21 protein-coding genes are annotated in these 25,621 nt (G+C 58.8%); 10 read left to right on the top strand and 11 right to left on the bottom strand.

Annotation, left to right across the window (positions count from 1 at the left end; genetic code table 11):
* Positions 1-175 precede the first annotated feature (175 nt).
* From ACP26L_RS20245 to ACP26L_RS20230, 4 genes are all read left to right on the top strand, one after another.
* Positions 176-1,879 carry an extracellular solute-binding protein gene (locus tag ACP26L_RS20245; protein ID WP_426445806.1) on the top strand — a complete coding sequence of 568 codons (1,704 nt, stop codon included), beginning with the start codon at positions 176-178 and terminating at the stop codon, positions 1,877-1,879.
* 351 nt (positions 1,880-2,230) lie between these two features.
* Positions 2,231-3,121: an ABC transporter permease gene (locus ACP26L_RS20240; protein WP_426445804.1), complete on the top strand. Its 891-nt coding sequence runs from the start codon at positions 2,231-2,233 to the stop codon at positions 3,119-3,121.
* A 42-nt stretch (positions 3,122-3,163) separates the two neighbouring features.
* Positions 3,164-4,048 (top strand): carbohydrate ABC transporter permease, encoded by an 885-nt coding sequence (locus ACP26L_RS20235; RefSeq protein WP_426445802.1) that lies wholly within the window; start codon positions 3,164-3,166, stop codon positions 4,046-4,048.
* A 144-nt stretch (positions 4,049-4,192) separates the two neighbouring features.
* Complete coding sequence (locus ACP26L_RS20230) at positions 4,193-4,576, top strand: VOC family protein (protein WP_426445801.1); 384 nt, start codon at positions 4,193-4,195, stop codon at positions 4,574-4,576.
* Positions 4,577-4,729: 153 nt separating this feature from the next.
* On the opposite strand, the gene ACP26L_RS20225 is transcribed toward ACP26L_RS20230, so the two are convergent.
* Positions 4,730-5,683, bottom strand: a complete 954-nt coding sequence (locus ACP26L_RS20225) for a DMT family transporter (protein ID WP_426445800.1) — start codon at positions 5,681-5,683, stop codon at positions 4,730-4,732.
* A gap of 158 nt (positions 5,684-5,841) precedes the next feature.
* On the opposite strand from ACP26L_RS20225, the gene ACP26L_RS20220 reads away from it, so the two are divergent.
* On the top strand, positions 5,842-6,318 hold the full coding sequence (locus tag ACP26L_RS20220) for a MerR family transcriptional regulator (RefSeq protein WP_426445798.1): 477 nt from the start codon (positions 5,842-5,844) through the stop codon (positions 6,316-6,318).
* 164 nt (positions 6,319-6,482) lie between these two features.
* Here the strand turns inward: ACP26L_RS20220 and ACP26L_RS20215 are convergent, their stop codons facing one another.
* From ACP26L_RS20215 to ACP26L_RS20180, 8 genes are all read right to left on the bottom strand, one after another.
* Entirely contained in the window at positions 6,483-8,999 is a 2,517-nt protein-coding gene (locus tag ACP26L_RS20215) for a glycoside hydrolase family 2 protein (protein ID WP_426445796.1), read from the bottom strand.
* A 4-nt stretch (positions 9,000-9,003) separates the two neighbouring features.
* On the bottom strand, positions 9,004-10,617 hold the full coding sequence (locus ACP26L_RS20210) for a helix-turn-helix domain-containing protein (RefSeq protein WP_426445794.1): 1,614 nt from the start codon (positions 10,615-10,617) through the stop codon (positions 9,004-9,006).
* A complete protein-coding gene (locus tag ACP26L_RS20205; RefSeq protein ID WP_426445792.1) occupies positions 10,598-12,367 on the bottom strand; it encodes a cache domain-containing sensor histidine kinase in 1,770 nt (589 codons plus the stop codon). Before ACP26L_RS20205 ends, ACP26L_RS20210 begins: the two co-directional genes overlap by 20 nt.
* 46 nt (positions 12,368-12,413) lie before the next feature.
* The gene (locus tag ACP26L_RS20200; RefSeq protein WP_426445790.1) at positions 12,414-13,292 is read right to left on the bottom strand and encodes a carbohydrate ABC transporter permease; all 879 of its coding nucleotides are present in this window, start codon (positions 13,290-13,292) and stop codon (positions 12,414-12,416) included.
* 19 nt (positions 13,293-13,311) lie between these two features.
* Positions 13,312-14,187 carry a carbohydrate ABC transporter permease gene (locus ACP26L_RS20195; RefSeq protein WP_426445788.1) on the bottom strand — a complete coding sequence of 292 codons (876 nt, stop codon included), beginning with the start codon at positions 14,185-14,187 and terminating at the stop codon, positions 13,312-13,314.
* Positions 14,188-14,268: 81 nt separating this feature from the next.
* On the bottom strand, positions 14,269-15,597 hold the full coding sequence (locus ACP26L_RS20190; RefSeq protein ID WP_426445786.1) for an extracellular solute-binding protein: 1,329 nt from the start codon (positions 15,595-15,597) through the stop codon (positions 14,269-14,271).
* Between the two features lie 226 nt (positions 15,598-15,823).
* Positions 15,824-16,333 (bottom strand): dihydrofolate reductase family protein, encoded by a 510-nt coding sequence (locus ACP26L_RS20185; RefSeq protein ID WP_426445784.1) that lies wholly within the window; start codon positions 16,331-16,333, stop codon positions 15,824-15,826.
* A 64-nt stretch (positions 16,334-16,397) separates the two neighbouring features.
* On the bottom strand, positions 16,398-17,276 hold the full coding sequence (locus ACP26L_RS20180) for an alpha/beta fold hydrolase (protein ID WP_426445782.1): 879 nt from the start codon (positions 17,274-17,276) through the stop codon (positions 16,398-16,400).
* A gap of 130 nt (positions 17,277-17,406) precedes the next feature.
* Here ACP26L_RS20180 and ACP26L_RS20175 point away from each other — a divergent pair, with 130 nt between their 5' ends.
* Positions 17,407-17,763: a winged helix-turn-helix transcriptional regulator gene (locus ACP26L_RS20175; RefSeq protein ID WP_426455023.1), complete on the top strand. Its 357-nt coding sequence runs from the start codon at positions 17,407-17,409 to the stop codon at positions 17,761-17,763.
* A gap of 204 nt (positions 17,764-17,967) precedes the next feature.
* Positions 17,968-18,720, top strand: coding sequence for a MerR family transcriptional regulator (locus ACP26L_RS20170; RefSeq protein ID WP_426445781.1), 753 nt, complete (start codon positions 17,968-17,970; stop codon positions 18,718-18,720).
* Between the two features lie 81 nt (positions 18,721-18,801).
* Here ACP26L_RS20170 and ACP26L_RS20165 read toward each other — a convergent pair whose 3' ends face one another.
* Positions 18,802-20,316: a response regulator gene (locus ACP26L_RS20165; protein WP_426445779.1), complete on the bottom strand. Its 1,515-nt coding sequence runs from the start codon at positions 20,314-20,316 to the stop codon at positions 18,802-18,804.
* A 53-nt stretch (positions 20,317-20,369) separates the two neighbouring features.
* Positions 20,370-22,145 (bottom strand): sensor histidine kinase, encoded by a 1,776-nt coding sequence (locus ACP26L_RS20160; protein ID WP_426445777.1) that lies wholly within the window; start codon positions 22,143-22,145, stop codon positions 20,370-20,372.
* A gap of 173 nt (positions 22,146-22,318) precedes the next feature.
* On the opposite strand from ACP26L_RS20160, the gene ACP26L_RS20155 reads away from it, so the two are divergent.
* From ACP26L_RS20155 to ACP26L_RS20145, 3 genes are all read left to right on the top strand, one after another.
* Positions 22,319-23,665 (top strand): ABC transporter substrate-binding protein, encoded by a 1,347-nt coding sequence (locus ACP26L_RS20155; RefSeq protein ID WP_426445775.1) that lies wholly within the window; start codon positions 22,319-22,321, stop codon positions 23,663-23,665.
* 76 nt (positions 23,666-23,741) lie between these two features.
* A complete protein-coding gene (locus ACP26L_RS20150) occupies positions 23,742-24,614 on the top strand; it encodes a carbohydrate ABC transporter permease (RefSeq protein ID WP_426445773.1) in 873 nt (290 codons plus the stop codon).
* On the top strand, positions 24,614-25,444 hold the full coding sequence (locus ACP26L_RS20145) for a carbohydrate ABC transporter permease (protein WP_426445772.1): 831 nt from the start codon (positions 24,614-24,616) through the stop codon (positions 25,442-25,444). Before ACP26L_RS20150 ends, ACP26L_RS20145 begins: the two co-directional genes overlap by 1 nt.
* Positions 25,445-25,621 lie beyond the last annotated feature (177 nt).

Below are 25,621 nucleotides of genomic sequence, written 5' to 3'. Positions count from 1 at the left end.
TCCGGTGAGGCACCGGGAAGGCGGTCAAATGTCCCCCTGAACCGGAGACCCTGAGCCATCCGGAAGAAGCTAACGGATATGGTACCCTATGGATGTAAGCCTTTGCAGTGAGATGATTCTGAACCGCACGTATTTTGATCCTCCTATTCATATCGAACAGAAAGAAGGGGTATTCATGCGCAAGTTTCGAAGAGGTCTTCCTATGCTGGTAGCTGCCGGCCTCCTGACCGTCACCGCGTGCAGCACACCGGCCGAGAAGCAGCCGGCCGCGTCCTCTGAGCCGAAGCCGGCCGCAGACAAGAGCACTGCCGCTGCCGCCGATCCGTTCGGCAAGTACGACCAGCCGGTCACGATCACGATCGGCAAGAGCGTCGATCCGACGGACAAGAGCCTGCCGGCAGGCGACACGCCGGAGAGCAACCAGTACACGCGCTACGTCAAGGAGCACCTGAACATCGACTCGAAGCTTGTCTGGCAGGCCGCAGCGGGCAAGGACTACGACCAGAAGGTCAACCTGTCCATCGCGAGCAACGATCTGCCGGACACGATGGTCGTCAACGACACGCAGCTGCGCCAGATGGTCAAGGCAGGCCAGCTGGCCGATCTGACGGATGTATTCGCGCAGCATGCCTCGCCGGCGGTCAAGAGCATTATCGAGTCGACGAAGGGGCTTGCGACCAAGGCGGTTACCTTTGGCGGCAGGATGATGGCCATCCCGAACGTCACGACCGAGTCGGATATGGTTCATCTGATGTGGATCCGCAAGGACTGGCTGGATAAGCTGGGCCTGCCTGTGCCGAAGACGATTGACGATCTCGAGAAGACGGCCAAGGCGTTCGTCGAGCAGGATCCGGACGGCAACGGGAAGGCCGACACGATCGGGATCACGGGCCCGCAGGCGGGCGGACTGCTTCATGCGAATTTCATTACGCCGAACAACAACAACTATGGCTTCGACCCGATTTTCTCCTCGTTCCATGCTTATCCCGGCTTCTGGCTCAAGGGAGCGGACGGCAAGCCGGTCTACGGCTCCATCCAGCCGGAGACGAAGGAGGCGCTCGCCAAGCTCCGCGACCTCTACGCCAAGGGCCTCATCGACAAGGAGATGAGCGTGCGCAAGGACACCTCCGAACTCATCAAGGGCGGCAAGTCAGGGATCTGGTTCGGCATGTGGTGGGGCGGCTACGGTCCGCTCGGGGATGCGATCAAGAACGATCCGAAGGCGAACTGGCAGGCGTACGCGGTACCGCTGGATGCAAGCGGCGAGTTCACGCCGCACATGGGTACGCCGTCCAACCAGTTCGTGGTCGTCCGCAAGGGCTATGAGCATCCGGAGGCGGCCATGAAGATGATCAACCTGCTGCTGCGCGACGAATCGAAGTTCGACGTCAAGGTGGCGATCGCGAACTACCCGCTGCGCCTCGTGTTCGCACCGATGGACGAGATGGACGTCACGCTGAAGATGCTGCGTGAGGTGCTTGCCGGCACGAAGAAGCCGGAGGAGCTCGATCTGCCGGGCTACAAACTGCTTAAAGCCGACGCCGAGAACGTCAAGAAGGTGAAGCTTGAACCGTACGACAAGGTGGATATTCAGTACTGGAATCCGGAGGCGGATCTCGGGGTATGGAAGCGGATGTATTCGACCTTCGTCGGGGTGGCGGCGCTCGAGAAACCGTACAAGAAGACCTACAGTGTGACTTACTCGCAGACAAAGACGATGGAAAGCCGCTGGGCGAACCTAGACAAGCTCGAGAAGGAGACGTTCCTGAAGATCATTATGGGGGCCGCGCCGCTCGAGACCTTCGACCAATTCGTGACGAACTGGAAAAAGCAGGGCGGGGATCAGATCACTGCCGAGGTTGAGGAAGCATCGAAGTAAATGCTCGTAGTTTCGTTTTTGCGCTCCGTTATGCTTCGCATAAAGGTCGCTGTCAAAAACGAAATACGTCGCCGGGCAAGTAAAAGATCAAAAAAGAAATGCATCGCCTGGCGGCTAAAAAGATCAAAGATGAAGTGCTCGTAGTTTCGTTTTTGCGCTCCGTTATGCTCCGCATAAAGGTCGCTGTCAAAAACGAACTACATCGCCGGCAGGTAAAGCGAAAAACGAACTACATGCCCGGCAGCTAAAAAGATGAAAGCTAGTTATTTCAGGAAACTGTGGATGCAGTCGGGCATCCCCGCGGGGATGCCTGGCCGCTCACAGAATCTATAGCAGGAAAGGTGCTCTGCCATGAGAACGAAAGGATTCGTGAAGCATTACTACCTGATGCTGCTTCCCGGCATGATCTGGCTGACGCTGTTCAGCATCGTGCCGATGTTCGGTATCGTCATCGCTTTCCAGGACTACAATCCGGGGCTCGGGATCCTGCACTCCGAGTGGATCGGACTGGAGAACTTCCGCTACATGTTCTCGCTCGGCGACAGCGGGCTGGTGTTCCGCAACACGATTGTGATCGCCGTAATGAAAATCATCGCCAACCTCGTCGTCCCGCTGATCTTCTCGCTGATGCTCCACGAACTGCAGCTAGCCGTGATGAAGAGGTGGGTGCAGACGATCGTGTACCTGCCGCATTTTCTGTCTTGGGTGATCCTGGCCGGGATTCTGCTCGACGTCTTCGCCTACAAGGGGCCGGTCAACCAGATCCTGTCCGTCTTCGGGGTGGAGCCCATCCTGTTCTTCGCCAGGGCCGACCTGTTCCCGTTTCTGATTGTAGGCAGCGATGTCTGGAAGGAGTTCGGCTTCAACACGATCATCTTCCTCGCGGCGCTGACAAGCATCAATCCGTCGCTGTACGAAGCGGCGGCGATCGACGGGGCGACCCGCTGGCAGCGGCTGCTGAACGTTACGCTGCCCGGTATCGTCACGACGATTATTCTGCTCGCGGTGCTCAGTCTCGGGAACGTACTCAATGCGGGCTTCGATCAAATTTTCAACCTGTACAACCCGCTCGTCTACTCCACTGGAGATATTATCGATACCTGGGTGTACCGGACAGGGCTGGTCGACCTGCAGTACGGCCTGGCTACGGCCACAGGACTGCTGAAGTCAGTGATCTCCTTCATCCTGATCACCGTATCGTATCTGCTCGCCTCCAGGTTTGCGGGCTACCGGATTTTTTAATGACCGGCGTGTTATGTATGAGAAGAAAAAGGGGGGACCGTTATGGTTCGCGAAACGACCTGGGGTGACCGGGTATTCGACGGCGCACTGGTGGTGCTGCTGGCGGGAGCTGCGCTGCTGTGCGTGCTCCCGATCTGGTATACGCTGGCCGTGTCGCTCAGCGACAATGCGGCGGCGTCGGCCGGAGAGGTCCGTCTGTGGCCGGTCGGCTTCAATCTCGGCTCGTACAAGGAGATCATGGGGGACGCCAAGTTCTTCGGCTCGTTCTGGATCTCGATCCAGAGGGTTGTGCTTGGAGCGGGGCTGAACCTCATCGTCACCATCTTGATGGCGTATCCGCTGTCGAAGACGACCAAGGATTTTCCGCTGCGCAATGTGTTCATGTGGACGCTGGTGTTCACGATGCTCTTCAACGGGGGACTGATCCCCTGGTACCAGACCGTCAAGTCGCTCGGCCTCATCAACAGCATCTGGGGGCTCGTGCTCGGCAACAGCGTGCCCATGTTCAATGTCATTCTTGTCGTCAACTACTTCCGCAATCTGCCGAAAGAGCTGGAGGAGGCGGCGCTGGTCGATGGAGCAGGACCATGGTACATGCTCTGGAAGGTGTTCGTGCCGCTGGCGGTCCCCGTGCTGGCTACGGTGACGCTGTTCAGCATTGTGTACCACTGGAACGAGTTCTTCAACGGGCTGGTCCTCATGTCGAAGGCTGAGCATTACCCGCTGCAGACGTACATCCAGCAGCTCGTCGTGATCATCGACGCCACGACGATGAACGAGGACCAGATCAAGCGCATGAGCGAGCTGTCGAACCAGACGCTCAACGCGGCCAAAATTTTTATCGCCATGATTCCGGTGCTGATCGTGTATCCGTTCCTGCAGCGGTTTTTCATCCACGGGATTACGCTGGGGTCGGTGAAGGAATAACGTTATCCGCAATCCAAAAGAAATGGAGTCCCCCGCCGTATTGTATGCTGAGATGGATAGGAAATCATCGCGTGCCGATGAAGTGTCAGTCCAGTGTCAATCGAGTGTCAATCTAGTGGAGGTGTGACCGTGGGTGTTCTTGGATTGAAAAAGATCGATGTGATAACCGTATTCGTGGAGGACCTGCAGAGAACCAAGGCGTTCTATTGTGAAGTCTTCGGTATTCCATCGGTGTACGAAGACAGCAATTCGGCCGTCTTCGACTTCGGCAATATGAGCATCAATCTGCTTAAAATACCTGCAGCGAGGGAGCTGATCGAGCCGGCGGCGGTCGCAGATCGCGAAGCCGGGGCGCGGTTTCAGTTCACTATCCGCGTGGAGGATGTGGACGCCGTATGCTCCGATCTGTATGAACGAGGAGTCGCGCTTCTGAGTGGCCCGGTGAACCGGCCATGGGGCGTACGGACGGTAAGCTTCATAGATCCGGCCGGCCATATTTGGGAGGCGGCACAGGAGCTGCCTCAGTAGGGATCCGGAACGGCCTGTAGCAATACGGGCTGCTTCACAGCACAACAGCGGCAGCCGGGAGCATGGTGATGTTCCCGGCTGCCGCTGTTGTTATCGGACATCCTGATAAAGGCTGTTCGAGTAAAGGCGCCGTATCAACGGAAAGACAGATCGTCACCGCTGGGCAGAAGGAGGGGTTGTGTCAGGACGACCTCCCGCGGATAGCGTTACGGCTGCCTTGCGCTCCGCCTTCCGGGAAGGCAATGAAGCGACCGCGACGCCAAGGAGGACCAGCAGCGTCCCAAGTACCTGAACAGCAGTGATTGGCGTGCCGGACAGCATCGAGATCAGCATCGTAACGAGCGGCACGAGGTTGAAGAAGATCGCCGTGCGGCTGATCCCGAGCTCCGCAATCCCCCGGTTCCACCACAGGTAGCCGAGCACGCTGGCGAATACCGCCATGAAGGCCACCGCGCCCCAAGCGCTCCAAGGGATCGAGGAGAGGGGAAGCGGGCCGGTGCTGCCCCCTGCGGCCAGCATCAGGCATACCGCACCGACGGTCATGGTGTAAGCCGTGGTCGCCAGGCTGCTGGAGCCGCGGATGAACCCCCGGCCAAGCACCCCGTACAGCGCCCAGCACAGGTTGCCGCCGAGCAGCAGCAGGTCTCCGGCAGAGAAGGACAGCGTGCCGATCACGTGCCAGGAGCCCTGCGTAATGACGAGCAGCACGCCAACCAGGGAGAAGAGGATGCCGGTCCCCTGCCGAAGCGAAATCGGGTCACGCAGAATCACGCGTGCGAGCAGGGCCGATACCAAGGGATTCGTGGCCATGATGAGTGCGCCGTTCAGCGGCAAGGTGGATTTCATGCCCTCGAAGAACAGGATGTTGAACCCGAATACACCGACCACACCCAGCAGGACGAACATCGGCCAGTTCTTACGCAGTGCCTCCGTATTCATCCGTTCCTTGGCGAATAAGAGGACAAGCAGCAGGAGAGCGGCGAACCCGAATCTCCAGGCGGCGGCAGCCGGGGCCGCAAAAAAGTGGACGGCATACGAGGCGAGATTAAACGAAGCTCCGATGAACACGGAAACGAGCAGCAGTCTGGCGACCATGGGAACCGACATGGGTAATACCTCCTCCAATCAAAGTACACCCAGCTTACAAGTTAGAGTCAACTGGAAGTCAAGAGGCGTAAGGAAATATTTTTCAGACTTGACTTCGAGTCAGCTCTAAGTTGTATGATGGTTTCAAAACCGATTTTGGCAAAGGAGTGTCGGGTACCATGCTCACCATCAGTCAAGTGGCGGAGAAGACGGGGCTCACCCCTTATACACTGCGCTATTATGAGAAAATCGGCGTGTTGAAGGTGCCGAAGCGCCGGGAAGGCGGGGCCCGCACCTATTCGGAGAGCGAAGTGACGCTGATTCAGTGCCTGAACGGTCTCAAAAAGCTGGGGATGTCACTCGAGGAGATTACGGAGTTTTTTCGGGACGGCTGCGTGATGGAGAAAATACAGCAGGGGGAGCACCCGGCGAATCTGACCCCTTCATTGAATAATCGCATCACCATTCTGTCGAAGCATCTGGCCGGACTGGAAGCGAAGCGGCAGGAGCTGGATCACATCATTGCCCTGACCCAGGAAAGGCTGGCGGTGTACAGTGAACTGGTTGAGGAGGCCGCCGGATCATCCCGTGGGCATAACTTGAGCGAGAGGCAGATCCATCCTCCTGCTCCTAAGGGAAAAGCGGCACATCTTTGAAGGGTTGGCAGCAAAGCAGCCGCAGCCGGGGACATCGGTTCCAGTCCCCTGGCTGCGGCTGTTGTACGATAAAGAGCACCGGTTATCCAGGCGCGAAGCTTATCATTCTCATGCCTTAGCGTCCATACCAAGCTTGAGCGAAGGAGGTATGACCGGCCCGCTTGCTAGTCGCGATATAGGTTCAAGGCACTGACCCGGAGCTCGCTCCAGCGGATCGCTTCCCCGGCTGCGGAACGGATCTGCACCGTCCGGCTCTCGCCGGCGAGCAGGTCGAAGAAGTTGTCGCTGAAGCGAAGATTTCCCTGCGGCAGGTCGAGCTTCACCATGCGGACGTGGCCGCCGCCGGAGGTAATGCGGACCGAGCCCGCCGCTTCATCCCGCTGCACATCGAGCTTGACCGGGGTCAGCTGGAGATCCTTCTGATCCCGCAGGTAGACCAGATTGTCCGGCGCATCCCAATCGGCTGTGCTTACCTTGACGACGACGGAAGCCGGGTCCGCCCCCTGCAGGATGTCTTCTTCGCTAACCGTGAGGAGGCGTACCGCCGAGTTGGCACCGCAGTGCGCTTCGGCTCTGCAGCTGTAGAGCCGCTCCCCGCCGAAGGTATACACCTCAAGCTTCACCTCGCCATTCAGCGGGTTCAGGCTGTCGTTCACCACCCACAGGTGCAGCGGCCGCCCGGGCTCATGATCGACGGACAGCAGCAGGGGGTGATAGAACTTCTTCGCATAGTGAAGCGATGCCTTCGGCAGCAGCTCGTAGTCGATGAGTGACCAGCTGGTTCCCGGCCAGCTGTCGTTCAGCTGCCAGATGAGCGAGCCGCTCGTGCGGTGCTTGTTCCGGCGGTAGTGCTCGATGCCGTACTTAAGGCCTTCCGCCTGGGTCAGCATGGAGAAATTCATATACTCCTCGATATCCCGGGGGATGCCGGTATAGCCCTCCATGAGCAGGATGCCCTTCTGGTGGTTCGTATCCTTGTTGCGGTATGCCATCTCGGCGCTGTTCCAGAAGAACTGCCCCTCCGGAATGTTCTTCTCGAGGGTGTACCGGTTGGCGGAGGCATGCATGCCGAATTCGCTGCTGAAGAGCGTGAAGTCCTGCTTGTAATTCTTGAACGTCACGCCTTCCACACTGTAATCGAGCAGGGGAACCTCGCCATGCCGGCGCGGGTAGACCGAGCCGTGCCACACCTGCCAGTTGTGGCGGTCGCCGACGTCCGGATCGTTGGCATCGCTGCCGCCAAATGGGGAGGAGGGCCAATAGGCGCGGCTGTCGTCCAGTTCCTCTAGCGCCTGCGGGATGAGCTCATGATAGATCGCTTCCCCGTAAAAAGGACCGGTGATATCGCCGCCGGCCGACTTCATGTCATACAGCCAGTCGATCTCGTTATTCCCGCACCACAGCGCGAGGGAGGCGTGATTGCGCAGCCGCCGGATGTTATACTCGACTTCCCTGCGCACGTTCTCCATGAAGTCGCGGTTATAATCCGGGAAAAGGGCGTTCGCGAACGCGAAGTCCTGCCACACGAGTACGCCCCGCCGGTCGCACTCCGCATAGAACACGTCCTTCTCATAGATGCCGCCGCCCCAGACCCGCAGCATGTTCATGTTCGCTTCCACGGAGAGATCGATGAGATCGCGGTACCGCTGCTCCGGGATGCTGCCGATGAAGTGATCGGCGGGGATCCAGTTCGCTCCCTTCGCGAACAGCTTGACACCGTTGAGCAGGAAAGCGAACGCGTGCTTCCCGTGTTCATCCTTCAGCTGAAGCTCGATGGTCCGGATGCCGAAGGGCTCCTCCCGCCGGTCCACCAGCTCTCCCTCCGCGTACAGCCTCACTTCCAACCGGTACAGGTAGGGCTCGCCGAGATCATGTGTCCACCACAGCTTCGCCTCCGCGATCTCCAGCTCGAAGGCTTCCCGGCCCCCGGCATGCTCTGCTGTGCCCACGGCAGCGAGATGACCCTCCGCGTCCAGCAGCCGCACCTCGCAGCGCAGCTCGGCGTTCCTGCGGAAGGCGGCCGTCTCTACATCGACCTTCACGGTGGCACTGGTGCCTGTAATCCCCGCTGTCCTGGCGAAGACACCGTCCAGCCTGGCCAGCCGGTGACGCTCGAGACGGACGGTTCCCCAGATCCCTGTAGTCACCATCCTTGGCCCCCAATCCCAGCCGAAGTTCATGGCGGCCTTGCGCAGCCACGGCCGCTCCTTGGTATAGGAGGACCACTCGAAGAGCGTCTTATCCCGGTTGTACAGGTGGATCGGGTCGAATCGGACGGCGATCGTATTCTTCCCGTCCCGGAGAATCCGCGTCACATCAAAGACATGGGCCATGAGCATGTTATTCGTTGTCCCGATCTCCAGGCCGTTCACATAGACCGTCGCGAAGGTATCGAGGCCCTCGAAGATCAGCTCGTGCTTCTCACCGATGCCCGCACCAAGCGTATAGTCGAAGGAGCGGCGGTACCACCACTCCTTCTGCTCGATCCAGCGGCACTTGAGATCCTGATGGCCGTAATACGGATCCTCGATCAGTCCCCGTTCGATCAAGGCGGTATGCACGTCGCCGGGCACCTCTGCCGTCATCCAGAACCGGTCATCGAGCCATGCGGATGCCGTCTCAAGCGGACGGGCTTCACCCGCCTCGAAGTGCTGCAGTCTCCATAAGCCTGACAATTCCATATTCTCATCTCTCCCTTAGCTGATCTGCAAAATCAATTGCGGAGGAAGGCGCCGCATGCCGGGCCGCCGATTCCTCCCGGTATTCGCTCGGCGTCCGGCCGGTGAACTTTTTGAACACCTGGCTGAAGTATTTGATATCCTCGAAGCCGACCGCTCCGGCGATCTCGGCCACTTTGGCCGGGGAGCCCGTAAGGAGCTCCTTGGCCCGCTCGATTTTTTGTCTTGTGACGTAATCGCCGAAGGTCATCCCGGCTTCCTTCTTGAACACTTCGCTGAGGTGGCTGGGATGCAGGTGGACATGCCGGGCCACCTGCTGGAGACTGACGTCGCCTCCCAGGTGTTCCCGGATATAGGCCATCGCCCTCCGGGTATGCGCTGCACTGCCGCCGGCCAGCCGGTGGTGATACAGCTCCATTACCGACAGCAGGTGCTGGAACAAAGCGTCCTTGAGCCCCTGGCCGGGGCTGAGAACCAGCGTCCGCACCTGATCGGCGGCCGCACCGCTCTGCCCTGTAGCGGCCAGCACCCGCTCGAGCCACCGGTGGGCGGAGAGGGCGGCCGAACGGATCAAGGCTTCGATGGATTCGACGGTCGCCTGCGGATCTTCAAGCTCGGGCTGGAGATAGCGCTGCACCCAGCCGTTGAGTCCGACGGAATCCTCCTCAAGGAGGATGGCGGACAGCTCTCTTTCCTCCTCCAGCGTGCACACCGTCCGCCCGCCCCGGCGCCCGGATATCTGCGCATAGTCAATCAGCGTCTGATCCAGCAGGGTCTTGTAGCCCATGGCGTATTGGGCGGTCAAGTACGAGGCATGAAGGTCTTCGGGCCGCTGGCCGCTCCTGCCGGCAGCCACGCATACGCTGCATTTTAGCAGACGTTCGATCTTCGGCACGACGGGGAGCAGGGAGTCCAGCGGGGAAGGCACATGCCGCTCCCTTCGGAGGGCCAGGATGATCCGCTGCTTGAAGATCAGCGTCTCTCCCTGCAGAAGCTCGTTCAGCATATTATGGACTGCAAACAGGAGCAGGGAGGAGGCGGAGGGGGAAGCGCCCCAGCCAGCGGCCGTTAGAACGAACACCTGCATCCCGCCTTCCGCCGCTTCCACCGGGCCGAACAGATGAGGCAGATAAAAGGAGAGCAGACGGGGATCGGCGGCCGTGGTTTCGCCCTCCATGATCCACTGCTCGAAGAGGCGGCCCCGGATTTCTCTGTTTTTGTAGTCATCCTGGTTCCGGCTCTGCCATTTGTCCTCGATTCGCTGTTTGACCTGAAGCACGGTCTTGATGATTTCCTCGGGCCGGCTCGTCTTCAGCAGATAATCGGAGACATCCTGCCGGATCGCCTGCCTCATATAGGCAAAATCGTCGTACCCGGAGAGGATGACCGTCTCCAGCTCGGGCAGCATCTCCTTGGCTTTTTCCGCCAGCTGCAGACCGTTCATTTTCTTCATCCGGATATCCGTCATGAGGATATGGGGGCGCTCCTCCGGAATCCGCAGCAGCGCTTCCTCGGCCGAGGCCGCAGGCGTCAGGAGCTCCAGCCCGAGCTCCTTCCACTTGATGACCTTCGCCAGCCCCGTACGAATAATGACTTCATCGTCAACGATCAGGATCTTCATGGGGTTCCTCCATCACCGGTATAGAAAAAGACACGCAGGTGCCGGCGTCCGGCCGGCTCTCGATCACAAGGCCGCAGCCGGCTCCATAATGCAGCTCCAGCCGTTCATGCACGTTGCGCAGCCCGTAACCGGCATCCGCCTCACCGGCTGCCGGCCTGCCGCCAAGGCCCTCCTTCACCTCGCGCAGGCGCTCCTCCGTCATGCCGGCCCCGTCGTCCATGACCTTGAAGCTCACCACCGTGCCTTTTTGCTCCGCACAGATGGAGATGACGCCCGGGGTCGCCTTGTTCTGAATGCCGTGAATCATCGCATTCTCCACGAGCGGCTGGAGCAGCAGCTTGAGCATATAGGTCTCGTTCAGCCGCTCATCGACGATGAAATCCACTTTGAATTCATCCGGGAAGCGGATGGATTGGACCTGCACATAATTGCGGATGTGGGCCAGCTCCTGGGCGACCGTACAGAACTCCCTGCCTTTGTTCAAGCTGAACCGGAGAAAATCGCTCAAGGCCCCCACCATCTGCGCGATGCGGTGCTCCTCCGTCAGCAGGGCGATCCAGTGAATGGAGGAGAGCGTATTGTACAGGAAGTGGGGGTTGATCTGCGCCTGCAGAGCCCGCATATCCGCTTCCTTCTTGCGGGTCTCGCCCTGGATCAGCTGGGTCTTGAGCTGCTCGATGTGGGTGCCGAGCCGGTTGTAGCTCCGGGCGAGGCGGCCGATCTCATCGCGGCTCTCCTCGGGGTACCGGGGCAGCGGCGCATCCGGATCCACCTTCGAGAGCAGCCGGGTCAGCGCGCTGAGCGGATTGGTGACCCGCTGGATGACGAACAGGGTGAGGGCGGCATTCGCCGCGATGGCAATAACGATGGCAATGCCTGTGAGCAGCAGGATGTAGCGGTTCTGGGCGCTATACATCTCGGCGGGAATGACGCCGAGGATCGTCCAGCCGAACAGCGGCTCCTTGACATACAGGACGCTGGTCTCCTCCGGTCCTTCGCCTAGTGTCCTCTGTCCCTTGGGAGCGGTACCCATTCCCGCAGCCAGGCCGGGGAACAGCGACTCCGCGGAGCGGGACAGCCAGCTTTTGTCCGAGGCGGATAGGATCTCCCCCCCTCCGTTCAGCAGCGCCACCCGGCCGTGCCCCTGCGCCAGCTGCGGCTCCGACCAGATGCGGGAGAGCTCCTGCTCATCCAGCGTGATGGACAGCCAGCCCAGCGTCTGGTAATGATTGTAGCTTCGGAAAGGCCGGATGAAGGAGAAGACGTTCCGCTCCCCCAGGTAATTTTCGATCGAGTACAGGTCCGTCCACATCTTATCCTTCACCTGCCGGATGTCGACCCGATCGCCGAGCTCCGACTTATAGATCGTCGAAGTGGACAGGGGCGTCATGCCGCCGGCCGGATAGATGGTGATATCCGAGATATAGTCCTTGGAATGGACGAGATTCGTCATCGTGCCGAGAATCCGGACCTGGTCTTCGATGTTATCGTCGGGCCGGCTCATATAGGCCTGAATTTCCCGCTGACCGATGAGGAAGAGGGACATGTTCTCGACATCCTCCAGGATAAAACGAAGCTTGGCCTCCATCTGGGACAGGGTGTCGAGCCCCGCCTGCTTGGCTTTCTCTTCTGTGATGCGCGATGACGTCGTGAAAGCAAACGTACCCAGGAACAGCAGAGGCAGCAGGGTCGTGACGAGCATGATCAGCGTAAGCTTGCGCCGCAGAGATGAGCTTAACCATTGCCGCATACCTGTGTTCCTCCCGGGTCGTTGTTGTGGAATCGATGGGCTGGATTCAGCCTTTGACCGCGCCCGCCGTCATGCCTTTCATCACCTGCTCCTGGAAGGCGAGATAGACTGCGATCGTCGGCAGGATGGCTATGGTCATGGCGGCCAGCGTCAAGCCGTAGTCGGTCTGGTAGCCGTCAGCGAAGTTGGCGATGGCGAGCGGCAGCGTTTTCAACGTACTTTTGCTGATGAATACAAGGGCGAACGAAAAGTCGTTCCAAAAATGCAGAAAGCTGAGAATGATGACGGTGGACAGCGCCGGCAGCGAGATCGGCAGCATGATCCGCCAGAAGACGCCCCACAAGCCGGTTCCGTCGATATAAGCCGCTTCTTCGATCTCTTTCGGCACCGAAGTGAGATAAGCGGTCAAGACGAAGATGGCTGTCGGCAGAGCGAAGGCCGTGTAAGGAAGTATAAGGGCCCAGTACGAATTGAGCAGCCCGATCTGCTTCATCAGAATGAAGAGCGGCACCAGGGTGCTGTGGATCGGAATAAGCATGCCGATTACGAAGAAGGTCAGGACGGCCCCCTTGAACCGGAACGGAAGGCGGGCCAGCACATAGGCCGCGAGGGAGGTGACGAATAACGTCAGGATCAGCGAAGCTCCCGATACGATGATGGAATTGAAGAAGGCGATCCCCATCTTCGAGGACTGCCAGGCCGTTACGAAGTTGGTGAACTGCCAGGAAGAAGGCAGGGCGAACGGCCGGTTGAAAAACTCCGCATTCGTCTTGAACGAAGAGATAACGAGCCAGAAGAGCGGATATAACGTTAACATAGCATAAAGCGTCAGGAACGTCCAAAGGGTTCCTTGCTTCCACGCGCGGGGAAAACGGCGTCCTCCGGCAAGGGGAGCGGGCCTCGGCTGTACGGCGGTCGGATGCATGGGAGGTTCCTCCTTTCGGTTACCGGCGGGATTTGCGGCTGGTGAGCCATTGACTGAGACCGATGAAGATCAGCGAGATCAGGACAATCGACGTGGATATCGCGCTTCCGAAGCCGTAGCGGTAGGATGAGAACGTCGAGTTGTACATATAGGTCGCGAGCAGCTCCGTCGCATGCGCCGGTCCGCCCTTGGTCATCACATAGACGAGGTCGAAGGACTTCAGGCTCCCGGAAATGCAGAGGATGATCGCGATCTGCACGGTGCTCCAGATCATGGGAAGCGTGATGGAGAACAGCTTGCGTGCGCCTTCCGCGCCATCGATCTGGGCCGCATCGTGGATGTCGCCGGGAATGTTCTGGAAGGCCGAGATGAAGATGATGAGATAGAGTCCAACGAAGCTCCAGACCAGGGGAGGGGCAAGAGCAAAGATCGCAATCTTGGCATCGGACAGCCATTCGAGCTTCCAGTGCGGCAGACCCGCCTTATCCAGCAGAAAATTCAATATCCCGATCTGCGGGTGGTAGATATACTGCCAGATCATCCCGATGACCACGGAGGACAGCACCATGGGGACGAACACGGCGGAGCGGATGAACCGCTGCAGTGCATTGCTCTTATGCAGCACAATGGCGAGGACCAGGGCGACGGGGAGCTGGCCGAAAACCGAGACGAGGACAAAGATCACGTTGTTCTTCAAGGCGCGCCAGAAGATGGGATCCTGGATGATCTCGGCGTAGTTGCGGAGGCCGATGAATTTGGCCGCTCCGATCCCTTTCCAGTCGAAGAAGCTGTAATAGCTGGACCAGATGACCGGGACGAACACGAAGAGGGCATAAATGAGCAGAGCGGGGGTGAGGCTGAGCACAACAAACCGGCGCACGGCAATCGTATTCACGGGGTTCACATCCTTTGGCTCGTAAAGTGGAACCAGCCCTGCCACCGCAGTGGAGGGCTGGAAGGTTCGGGGCCTCGCGCGTTATTTGCCAAGCGCTCCGGCCTGTGCATCCTGGATCTTCTTCGCGACAGCCTCGGGACTGCCGCCCATCAGCAGTTCCTGCAGGCTGTTGTTAATGACCTCGACCGCAGCGGAGCTCAGCTTGGCGTCATAGACCGGACTCAGCTTCGTCGTTTTCATCAGCTCGTTAAGCTCCACGAACAGCGGATGCGCTTTGGAAGGGTCGAGCTCGATCTTGTAGCTGACCAGCGTGCTGCTGTTCAGCGTCGCCTGCTGGCCTTCCGGACCGGCCAGCGCATAGAAGAGCTTGAGGGCGGCATCCTTCTTGGCGCCGCTCAGGGATTGGCTCACGCCAAGGCCCGTGCCGACCACGCCGGAGGTCGACTGCGCTTCGCCTTTTCCGCCGGGGATCGGAGGGAGCAGGGCTACGTGGGTCTGAGCCAGCACCTCTTTGGGCGCGTTCGCGACCACGTCGGCCATCGCCCAGCCGCCGTCAATGAACATTGCCGCTTTCCCCTGGAAATACAGCTGTCTCATCTGGTTCTGGTCGATGCTGTTGAAGCCGGTCTGGAACGCCTTGGCATCGCCGAGCTCCTTCAGCCGGTTCAGGGCCTCGATGAACTGCGGGTCCGTGAACTTCGCGCCGTCCTGCTTCACGGCCTTCAGGAACCAGTCGGAGCCCGTCACCCGGTCGGCCAAGGCGCTGAAAATCGTGGACTGCACCGCCCAGTTGGCCTTGTTGCCCAGCGCGATCGGGATGACCTGCTTGTCATTGAAGGTTTTGACGGCGGCGAGCAGCTCGTCCCAGGTCTTCGGCACGCTGACGCCGTGCTGGTCGAACAGGGCCTGGTTGTAGTAGATGAAGGAGCTCGGCGACAGGTTCATCGGTACGGAATAGATTTTGCCGTCCACGGTGTATCCGTCAAGAGCGTTCGGAATGAAGTTGTTTTTCCACTCCGGCTTGGAATCTAGGAATTCATTGACCGGCTGGAGCAGATTGCCCGCGACGAACTCCTTGGTCATGGCGTCCGGCCACATGACGAACAGATCCGGCATCTCGCCTGCGGCGGCCACCGTCTTCAGCCTCGTCTTCAGGCCGTCCGTCGGCAGGCCTTCAACCTCGAGCTCGATATCGGCGTTGGCCGCCTTGAAGTCGTCGAGGATTTTGCGCATCGCCACCGCTTTGGCGTCCTGTCCGGACCAGTTATGCCACAGAGTCAGCTTGACCTTGCCGTCCGCGCCGCCGGATGCGGAGCCCGAGCCTTCCGCCGCCGGATCACCGCCGCCGCAGCCGGCGAGCAGTACGGACACAGCCAGCATAGTGGCTGAGAATGAAGTGATTTTTTTCATGATTGCCCTCCTGTATTCCTGAGTCGTGTATATATCTATTGTACGAAATCTGCCGGATTCCGGTAGGAGAGAGAGATCAGGAGGAGGGTAGAAAATCATCGGATGAGACAAGTCGAGTGTTCAAACTCACCGATTGAATGCAGCAAGGCCGCCCTGAACGGCGGCCTGATAGCTTGGTTTCATGAAAGATTGAAATAAAACTGCCGTATAAGAGCATCCTGATGCGCTATTTGCCAACCGCATACCGCAGCTGTATGACGCCGCCGCCCAGCGCCTTGCAGTCGAGAAGCTCGACGTCCTTGAACGTATACTTCTCCTGATCGATCAGGAGATTTAAGCCTTTGCCTTCCAGTACGGGAGCGATGACGAAGATGATCTCATCGACGAGCCCGGCCGCCAGGAAGGCGTTATGCAGGTCCGCGCCTCCGGAGAGGAGGGCGGCGCGATGTCCCCGGCGCTCCAGGAAGGCGAGAGCGTCCTGCGGCGAGCGAGCCACAGTGACGCCAGGCATAGCCTCCGCGCTCCTCGATACCACGACGATGTCCAAACCGTCTACGGCGCTCACGCCTCCCCCGGCCAGCATCGCCTCGAACGTACGGCGGCCGACGACGAAATTGCCTGCAGCCTGGGCTTGTGTCAGGAAGTCGGCGAAAGCCTCCGGCTTGGGCGGGTTCTCGGGACTGGATTGCGCATAGTTGCCGTTAGCGGTTAAGGCTGCCCATTGAATAGTTTTCATTGAAACTCCTCCTTGGAGATGGAAATGGAATTGGAAATGGAAGTGGAAAATGGGAATTGGGATTTTAGATTATACTCCGTTGATGGACGCTCCGGATCGCCGCTGCGACACGGTCCGGCCGATCCTCCTGTACATAGTGCGAAGCGTCCTCGAGGATCTCAGTCTCGTGATTGTTCAGATAGCTCTGCCACTTCCGCATCTCCTCAAGCGGGAAGCCGGCACTGTCCTTTGTTCCCCACAGGATGTGTGCAGGCAGGTGGGAGAGCTGCCCGAGTCCCGCTTCCAGCGCGGCGAGCCACGGCCCGGCCTTCCGGATCTGCCTCGGGAAGACCCAGGTCGGCTTCCGGGACGCCGGCGTGGGGAAGGGAGCGGTATAAGCGTGCCTCAGGCTGTCGGTTACTTTGCTCTTGTGGTGAATGCCGCTCGGAACAATCACCCGGGCAAAAAAGTTGCGCCGCGTCTGCAGCCAGTACCCGAGGGGCCAGCCGCCCATGGCCAGTGAAAACAGTCTCATCGGGAGGCGCTTCGCGGGCCAGGCCCAAGTATTCATCACTACAAGGCCGCGAAGGCTCTCGCTGTGCTGCACCGCATGGTTGAGGCCGACCGGTCCGCCCCAGTCCTGGACCACGAGGATGAAGTCCTTGAGATCCAGGCGCCGGATCAGCTCGGTGACGGCTTCGCTATGCTCCTGCGGCGTATAGCCGTAGCCGGTCGGGGCTTTGGACATGCCGAGCCCCGGGTAATCGGGTGCGATAAGGCGGAATTGGTCCCGCAGCTCCTTGATGATATTGCGGTACAGGTAGGACCAGGTGGGGTTGCCGTGCAGAAGCAGAACAGCCGGCCCCTGTCCTTCGTCAACATAATGAATAAATCCGTCACGGTAAGGCAGCCAGTGGTCGCGGAACGGATACTCCGCCGAATCCACTTGGAACGGTCTTTTCATGTCAGCCTCCTTAGGCCCTGGAGGGCGTCAGTTATTTTCTCTTTTCCAATCATAGCCAGCCATGGTACATTTGAAAAGTAGTTACAAAAAGGTGCAGTAGTTTCACAAAATGAACTACGGAGGGATGACGATGATCGACCGGAATTGCCCGGATGTCATTGAACCCGTTCTGAAGCTGCTCGACGGCAAATGGACGCTGCTTCTCCTGCGGGATTTGTTCAACGGGATCAAGCGGTTCGGCGAGCTGCGCCGTTCCCTGCATCCGATCAGCCCCAAGACGCTGACCGACCGGCTGCGGCTGCTAGAGGAACAAGGCATTGTGACCCGCACGCTCTACCCCGGTGTGCCTCTGCACGTCGAGTACGAGCTGACCGAACGCGGGCAGCGGCTTCAGCCGATTTTTGCCGCCATGCGGGCATGGGCCGAGTCGGAGCTCACCTGCACGGGCAAACAGGCGGACACATGGGATACGGCCGCAGCAGAGTAAGGAACAACTCGCTCTCGGAATAACGGAACGGCAGCATGAGTAAAACCATGCGGAAGAAGGCATGAGTCCGATTAACCGGGCCCATGCCTTTTTGCTGAACCTACCCTGGCGGATGCTCGATAAGGTCAACGAATGGAAAATCCGGTCTTGACTCTCCTCTTAGGGAAGACCTTACACTGCGTAAAGAAGGGAGGGATACACAGATTGTTATATACGGTCAAGGAAACGGCCGATTTGTCGGGCGTGACGATCAAGGCGCTCCATCATTATCACAAGATCGGTCTCCTTAAGCCCAGGGAGATCAGCGAAGCAGGATACCGGCTGTACGGCAGGGAAGAGCTGGAGCGCTTGCAGGAAATCTTATTGTACAGGGAGCTGGATTTCTCCCTCGATGCGATCAAGCAAATCCTGGATCGCGATACCGACCGGCTGTCCATTCTTGCGGGGCAGGAGGGGATGCTTCTTGACCGCAAGCGAAGGCTGGAGGCGATCATTGGAACCTTACGTCAATCGATTGCCAATTTGAAGGAGGGAATCCCCATGGATGACAAGGCATTGTTCAAAGGGTTTGAAACTGTGGAAGCGTGGAACGAAGCGCTGTCCGGACAAAATCATCATTTGAAAGAAACGTACGGGATGGAGCCGCTTGAGGCAGCCCCGGCCGATGTTCAGGAAATGAATGAGCAAGCGCTCGAAGCCATGACGTTCATGAATGCGATGGCGGGTGCTTTAAGGGAAGGCACCAAGCATACGGACGAGAAAGTCAGCCGATGGATCGAATCCCATCTGGCATTTATGCAGAAGCACGGACATCCGGCAGCCCCGAAGGATTTTGCGGCGCAGACCCAGTTCTTCCTGCAGGATGACTTCCACCTTGGAATGCTCGAGAACCAGCAGACCGGGCTGGCGTATTATCTTCATGCGGCGGCGCAAGCGTACGCGGCTGTCCATCCCTAAATCACCCGCGTCCCCCATGGCGCGAAAAAAGCTGGCAGCCCTTCATCAAGCAGGGCTGCCAGCTTTTTTTGATCCCCTTCCTTAAACGGTCGGTCTGATCGCTGACCTGTACTCGGATGGGCTGCAGCCGGCGAACTCCTTGAATACCTTGGAGAAGTAATGCTGGTCATGAAAGCAGAGCGCATCCGAGATGTCCTTGATGAACATCTGCGGGTGGACTTCCATCAGCCGCTTCGCCTCGTGGATTTTCAGATCGAGATAATGGTGCACGAATGTACGCTGGGAATACCTCTTCATGATCCGGCTGATGTAGGAGGGGCTGACATGGAATTTGAGCGCCAGGTCGTTCATCGTCACCTGCGCATACAGATTGGTCCGCAGATGCTCGTCAATCTTCTGGAACAGCTCGCTGCCGCTCTTGCGGTTCGAAGCCTGGAGCTCATCGAAGCATTCGCCGGCCAGAGCCAGCAGCCCCGAGCAGAAGTCGCCGTAGCTCGGCCGCCCGAGAAGCCGCCCGGCCTGCTCAAGCACGTTCCTGCCGCCCCCCTCGGCGGCTTGGGGAAGCGCACCCTCGAACGCCCCGGCGAGCCGCATTACAAACCGCTCGAGCCCGGCAGCGGGGAGAGCGGCTTCCTTCCAGGCGCTCAGCTGCCCGGCAAGCTGGAGCAGGAAGCGGTCCTTCTGCAGCCGGCGGATCATCTCGGTGTAGACGTTGCACAGCCGCTCGATGTTCTCGCCCTGGGGCTGTGCAGGCTGCAGGGGTTGGCTGAGATCCAGCACCACCGGCCTGCCGAGGGTCAGCCGCTCCTGCAGATGCCGGGACAGCTTCGGATATTGGTCCGGGATTTGCCGGGGTTCTGCAGGCTTCGGGCTGTAGGCCACCGACGCTTCGAGGCCGAGCTCCGACAGCACCCGCTTCAGGATCTCGAGCAGCTCCGGAGCAGGAGGGGACGGCTCACCTATTGAAGCCCTCGAGAGGATAAGAATCTCACCGTCCCTCCGGGTCGGGTACACCCCTACGCGGTCATCCCCCCAAGCTCCCGCTAAGGCGGACCGGATCGATACGGGGTCCCAGCGGACGGTGGGGGAAGTGAAAAGCTGCCTGCGCAGCACCCACAGCCGCTGGGGCTCCTCCAAGATCGAGGTGTCCAATGGGGGAGAAACGCTGGCTGCGGGGTCTATGATGCCATCCAGCACCGAAGAGCGGTCCGCCGCCCGCTCCTCCTGAAGCCGGTCTACGACCCGCCGCATCACCTCTATCAATTCGCCGGGCACGACAGGCTTCAGCAGGTAGTCGCACACCTGCAAGTTCAGCGCCCTGCGCGTATATTCAAAATCGTTGTATCCGCTGACGAGCACAGCCTTCAGTCCCGGATGGGTTTTCTTGGCTTCGTCGATGAGCGTCAGCCCGTCCATCTTCGGCATCCGGATGTCCGTGATCAGAATATCGACGGGCAGCCGGCGGCAGAGCTCCAGCGCTTCCTCTCCGTTTGCGGCCGCGGCCGCGACTTCAACAGGCAGGCCGGAGGCGGCCAGAAGCGCTCTCAGGTTGCGCTGAATCGGTTTGCTGTCCTCCGCTATGATCGCTTGAAACATAAGGCTGCACCTCCTTTCCTGGAGTATCAGAACGCAGGCGGTTATCCTGGAATCTAGTAGAAGTCTCGAGTTAGGGAAGCAATGATCTGAATGGTGGCCCCCCGGCCGCCGGCATGGTTGTAGAGATTGAAGAACAGCCGGTTCCTGTACATGAGCTGCAGCCGGCCGATCGTATTCACGATCCCCATCCGGCCGATCCCCGCAGGAAGTCCTTCCTGTTCCGTCTCCCCAAGGGACGGGCCTCCGGTCTTCTTCAGAATCTCCCGTATACTGGATTCCTCGAAGCCGCTGCCGTTATCGGAGATCTCGACAGCCCACAGCCCGTTGTACAGCCTGGCCTTAACCTCAATGTGCCATGGTGGGTCGGTCCGGTTGAAAGCGTGCTGGATGCAGTTCTCCACGAAAGGCTGGATCACGAGGCGGGGCAGCAGGATCGATTCGGCCGCCGGCTCGATGTCGAACGTCCAGGTGAGATCCTCCTCATACTGGTGGCCGATCAGCGTCAGATAGTGGCGGGTATGTCCGATTTCCTCTGACAGGGTCACATGCTCGTAAGGCGAGGACACGACGTACCTCAGGTTCTCGGACAAGCTCTTGCACATCTCGCTGACGGCCTCCTTCTTGTCTTCCTGGGCGGCGATGCTGATCAGGTACAGCACATTGTGAATAAAATGCGGGGCGATCTGGGCCTGCAGCGCGGAATGGCGCGCCATGGCTTCCTTGTGCACCGCGAGCTTCTCCCGCTCGATCGAGTCCTGCAGCCGGTCGAGCAGCTCCTGGAACGCCTCGCTGAGCAGCAGCAGGTCGTTGTTATGCAGCCGGCTGTCCTGCTTCAGGCTCAGGTTGCTGTAATTCAGCCGCACAATCTGGCTGCGGATGCGGCGGATCGGCAGGACCAGGCTTTTTGAGGTGAGGTAGATATACAGGAACGAGAACAAGGTCAGGGAAACCAGGAAGATGATCGCGACATTCCGGACCGAATTGACCGAACCGAGCACGGATTCCGCCGGCTGGACGACAAAGACGGTCCATTCCGTAAGGGCCGAGTGATGATAGGCCACGTAATTGCCTTCCGCATCCTTGTAGATGCCTTCGCTGCGCAAAGGGAGGACACCGCTTCCATCAAGCGGCGTGCGGTCCGCTCCAGGGGGGGCCGTCACCAGAGTCCCGCTCCTGTCGACGACATAGACGCTGCCGATGCTCCCGGCCTCCGCGAGGGACTGAATCTCCCCACGGTCCAGCTGGATGGACAGATAGCCGTAAGCGGTCCCATTCACATCCACGATCGAACGGATGAAGGAGACCGGCTGGCCTGCAGGCGCATAGAGAATATAATCGCTGTTCTCCAGCCGGCTTCGCAGGTCTTCGCTGCCCAGCACAGGCTCCAGTGTGGGCATGTCGCTGTATCCCACATAGGAGGCGAGCCGTTCTCCGCGCACATTGTAAATGACCATATCATGGATGTTCAGGCTCGGTCCGATGGCCTGGAACATGAGGTTGCTGAGCACCCGCTTTTTCTGGAGGTCATCCATGGTATAACCGGGTTTCTGGAGGGCGGCTTCGTACAGGAAAGAGAACACGTCCCGGTTGGACAAGAGGCGCTGGGACAGCTGGTTCTGGATGGCGATCGTATTGTCCAGCCCGCCGCTCACTTTGGACGCCGTCAGGAGCGTATCCTGAACGGTTCGTTCCTTGAGCGGCTGGATCACAAGGAGCTGCACATACACAAGGAAGCACCCGAGCACGAAGACCAGCAGCAGGAAGAAGGTGGCGAAGAGCTTCGTCTGGAGGCTGAATTGGAGCGGCTTGCCGCCGGTCCAGCGGTTCATACAGGGCACACCTTCCTTTCCGGGCGGGACAAGTTTATACCTACTATACCACCGGTCGGAAGCGCGGCATATGCGCCGAACGGTTCATAATAATACACGGCGAGTGTCAACCGTGAACATGTACTTTGGGGGGAGGGGGGCCTATAATGAGGTCAATAGCCAGGCTACAACAAATGAGAGTAACGGGGGAGTGCAGCTTGAAACAAGCGAATTGGAAGGTTGCCATAAGTGCATTGACATTCTTGACAACGCTTTCCATGGCGGGATGCGCGTCCGGAGGCAGTCCGGGTACCGGGACGGCAAGCACGGGAGGAGCGGACAATTCTTCCTCAGGCAGGGTAACGATAGAGTTTGCGCTGGGCAAAAGCTCGGAGAATGCCGCTTATGCGAGTAAGGAGCTGCTCGATGAGTTCGAGAAGAAGACGAACATCCACGTCAATATCCAGATGCTGCCTTCGGAGCAGATCTCGACGATTATGCAGACGAAGCTTGCTGTGGGGGAAGTTCCGGACCTCATCCTCTACAACCTCGTCAGTGCGGAGAGGGAGCTTAATCTGGGCAAAAACTTTGAACCCTTGGGCGGGGAGCCCTGGGCCTCGAGACTGATCAATAAGGATGTCCTGTCGTCGAACGGGAAGCTCTATGCGTTTCACCTGAATCAGGACGCCGGCCAGCAGGGCATGGTGTACAACGAGGATATCTTCAAAGAGCTGGGGCTGTCCGTTCCGAAGAACTATGAGGAGCTGCTGGAGGTCTGCGAGAAGATCAAGGCCAAAGGCATTACGCCGATCTTCATGCCGTTCAAGGATGCCTGGGCGACCAATATCTGGACTGCCGCCGCCCTGGCCGATTACGCCAAGAAGAACGATCCCAAGCTGTGGGAGGATCTCACCACGAACAAGCGCAAGTGGACCGACATCCCGGCGTTCGAGACGGTTACCCAGCAGCAGCTCGACCTGTTCAAGAAAGGATATACGAACAAGGATGTGCTCAGCGACAGCTACGATATGGCCGTCGGCAAGTTCCTCAAGAAGGAAGTCGCGATGATGGCGATGGGCGACTGGCTCATCAATGACGCCGTCCAGAAGGACCCGAACATTCACCTGGGTCTGTTCGCCATCCCGTCTGCAGAAGGCGCCGATATGGGGATCAGCCCGCTCGGAGGGCAATTATTCGTGCCGAAGAAGGCCAAGCACTTAGCGGAGACGAAGAAGTTCCTCGAGTACCTGGCTTCGCCCGAAGTCGGGCAGAAGATCGTGACCGCGAACAAGTATATCTCCAATTTCAAAGACATCCAGACGCCGGAGCTGCCGCCGTACAAGCAGGCGATCGTGGACAACTACATCAAGACGAACAAGACGACGCTGACGATGGACGCCTATCTGCCGGTCGATATTTCCGAGCTGTGGAAGGGATACCAGGATATGTACGCGGGGGGCAAAACGCCGAAGGACGTGTACGCGGCCTGGGATAAGAAATTCGGCCAGCTCATGAAGGACAAGAAAATGCCGGGCTTCTAAGACAGCGAGACACCGGCTGGCAGGCGGGATGGAGCATAAGGGCTTCTTTCCGCCAAATCGGATGGAGTGTGAGACCATGAGTATTACAAAGCGGTTGTATTCTTATTATCTGCTGCTGCCCGCCCTGCTGATCTACGTGGTGTTCTATGTGCTGCCGACGCTCATCGGCCTGTTCTATTCCTTCATGGATTGGCGGCTGGACTCGGAGACCATCGAGTTCAACGGGCTGTATAACTTCGAACGCATCTTCACCGACGAGACGCTGCTGCTGGCGATCAAGAACACGGTCATCTTTGCGGTGGTGACCGTCATCGGGAAGAACGTGCTGGCCATCCTGCTGGCCGTTGCGCTGAACATGAACCTCAAGACCAGGAATGCGCTTCGGGCGATCTTCTATGCACCCTCGATCGTCAGCGTGCTCGTGATCTCGCTTCTGTTCACGCCGATGCTGCGTTCGGAGGGTCTGTTGAACGAGATCCTGGATGCCGTAGGCCTCGACTTCCTGATGGCCTCCTGGCTGACCGACCCGTCGATCGTTATGCTGACGATCAGCGGTCTGTCGATCTGGCAGTATACCGGCTTCCAGATGGCGATCTATCTGGCGGGCCTGCAGTCCATCTCCAAGGATTATTACGAAGCGGCGCGGATCGACGGAGCGGGAAGCTGGAGCAGCTTTGTCCATATCACCCTTCCACTGCTGTGGCCCGCGATCAATATCAATGTCATGCTGACGCTGATCGGGGGGCTCAAGGTGTTCTCGGAGGTGTTCGTCCTGACCGGCGGGGGACCGGGCAATGCTTCCCAGGTGATCGGGACCATCATTCTGCGGGCGTTCGGTGAGGGGAACTGGGGGCTCGGGACGGCCGTCAATACGCTGCTGTTCATCGCTGTGACGCTCATCTCCATTCCGCTGCTTCTCTATATGCGCCGCAAGGAGGTGCAGGAATAATGATATCTCTGCGCAAAATCGACTGGAAAGCCGGCCTGGTGGAGGTCCTGCTGATTCTCCTGGCCCTGACCATCATCGCGCCTCTCTTGATCATGATCCTCGGTTCGTTCAAGACGAGTTCGGAGGTGCTGGACTTCTCCCTGGCGTTCCCGCGCCAGTGGATGTTCTCGAATTACGCACAGGTCATCGAGCAGGGCGGCCTGCTGCGGGCCTTCTGGAACGGTGTGCTGATCTCCGGCGTCTCTTCGGTGCTCAACATCATCACGACCTCGGCGGCCGCCTTCGTGATGATCCGGCGCGATACGAAGGTGTCGAATCTGATCTACCTGTTCTTCTTCATGGGGCTGATTGCCCCCATGTCGATCATTACCACGATCCGGGTCGTCCAGTGGCTCGGTCTGTACGGCACGATATCCAGCGCCATTCTGATCTATACGGCCATGAACAGTGCCTTCAGCGTCTTCCTGTATGCGGGCTTCATGAAGTCGATCCCGAGAGCGCTGGATGAGGTCGCTTTCCTGGAGGGGGCGAACATCCTCGATATTTATACGCGGGTGATTTTCCCGCTGATCGTTCCGGTGAACGCCACCGTGGCGATCATGGTCTTCATGTCGGTATGGAACGACATTACGATCCCGATCTACTTCCTGACGGACAGCTCGAACTGGACGATGCCGCTGTCGGTCTACAACTTTTACGGCAAGTTCAGCCGGGATTGGAACCTGGTGTTCGCCGATCTGACACTGACCTCTCTGCCGGTGCTGATTCTGTTTCTGCTCGCGCAGAAGTATATTGTCAGCGGCATGACAGCCGGTGCCATCAAAGGGTAAAGTCCGTGAGGAATCAGGAAAACAGGGGAACGGCAGGAGTGCGGTTACGATCCGCGCTTCTGCCGTTGTTTGCATATATTTATTAACATTTAACATCTGGGTTTATTTGGATATGGTATGATAGGTTTCAGAATTTCCCCGCATGCACAACTCACCCATCTCGTCTATCTCATCCAT

This window comes from Paenibacillus sp. S-38 (genome assembly GCF_049942825.1).
In the GTDB taxonomy this organism is placed as follows: Bacteria; Bacillota; Bacilli; order Paenibacillales; family NBRC-103111; genus Paenibacillus_G.
The sequence above is the reverse complement of the archived record's forward strand: the minus strand, read 5'-3'. Positions and strand labels throughout refer to the sequence as shown.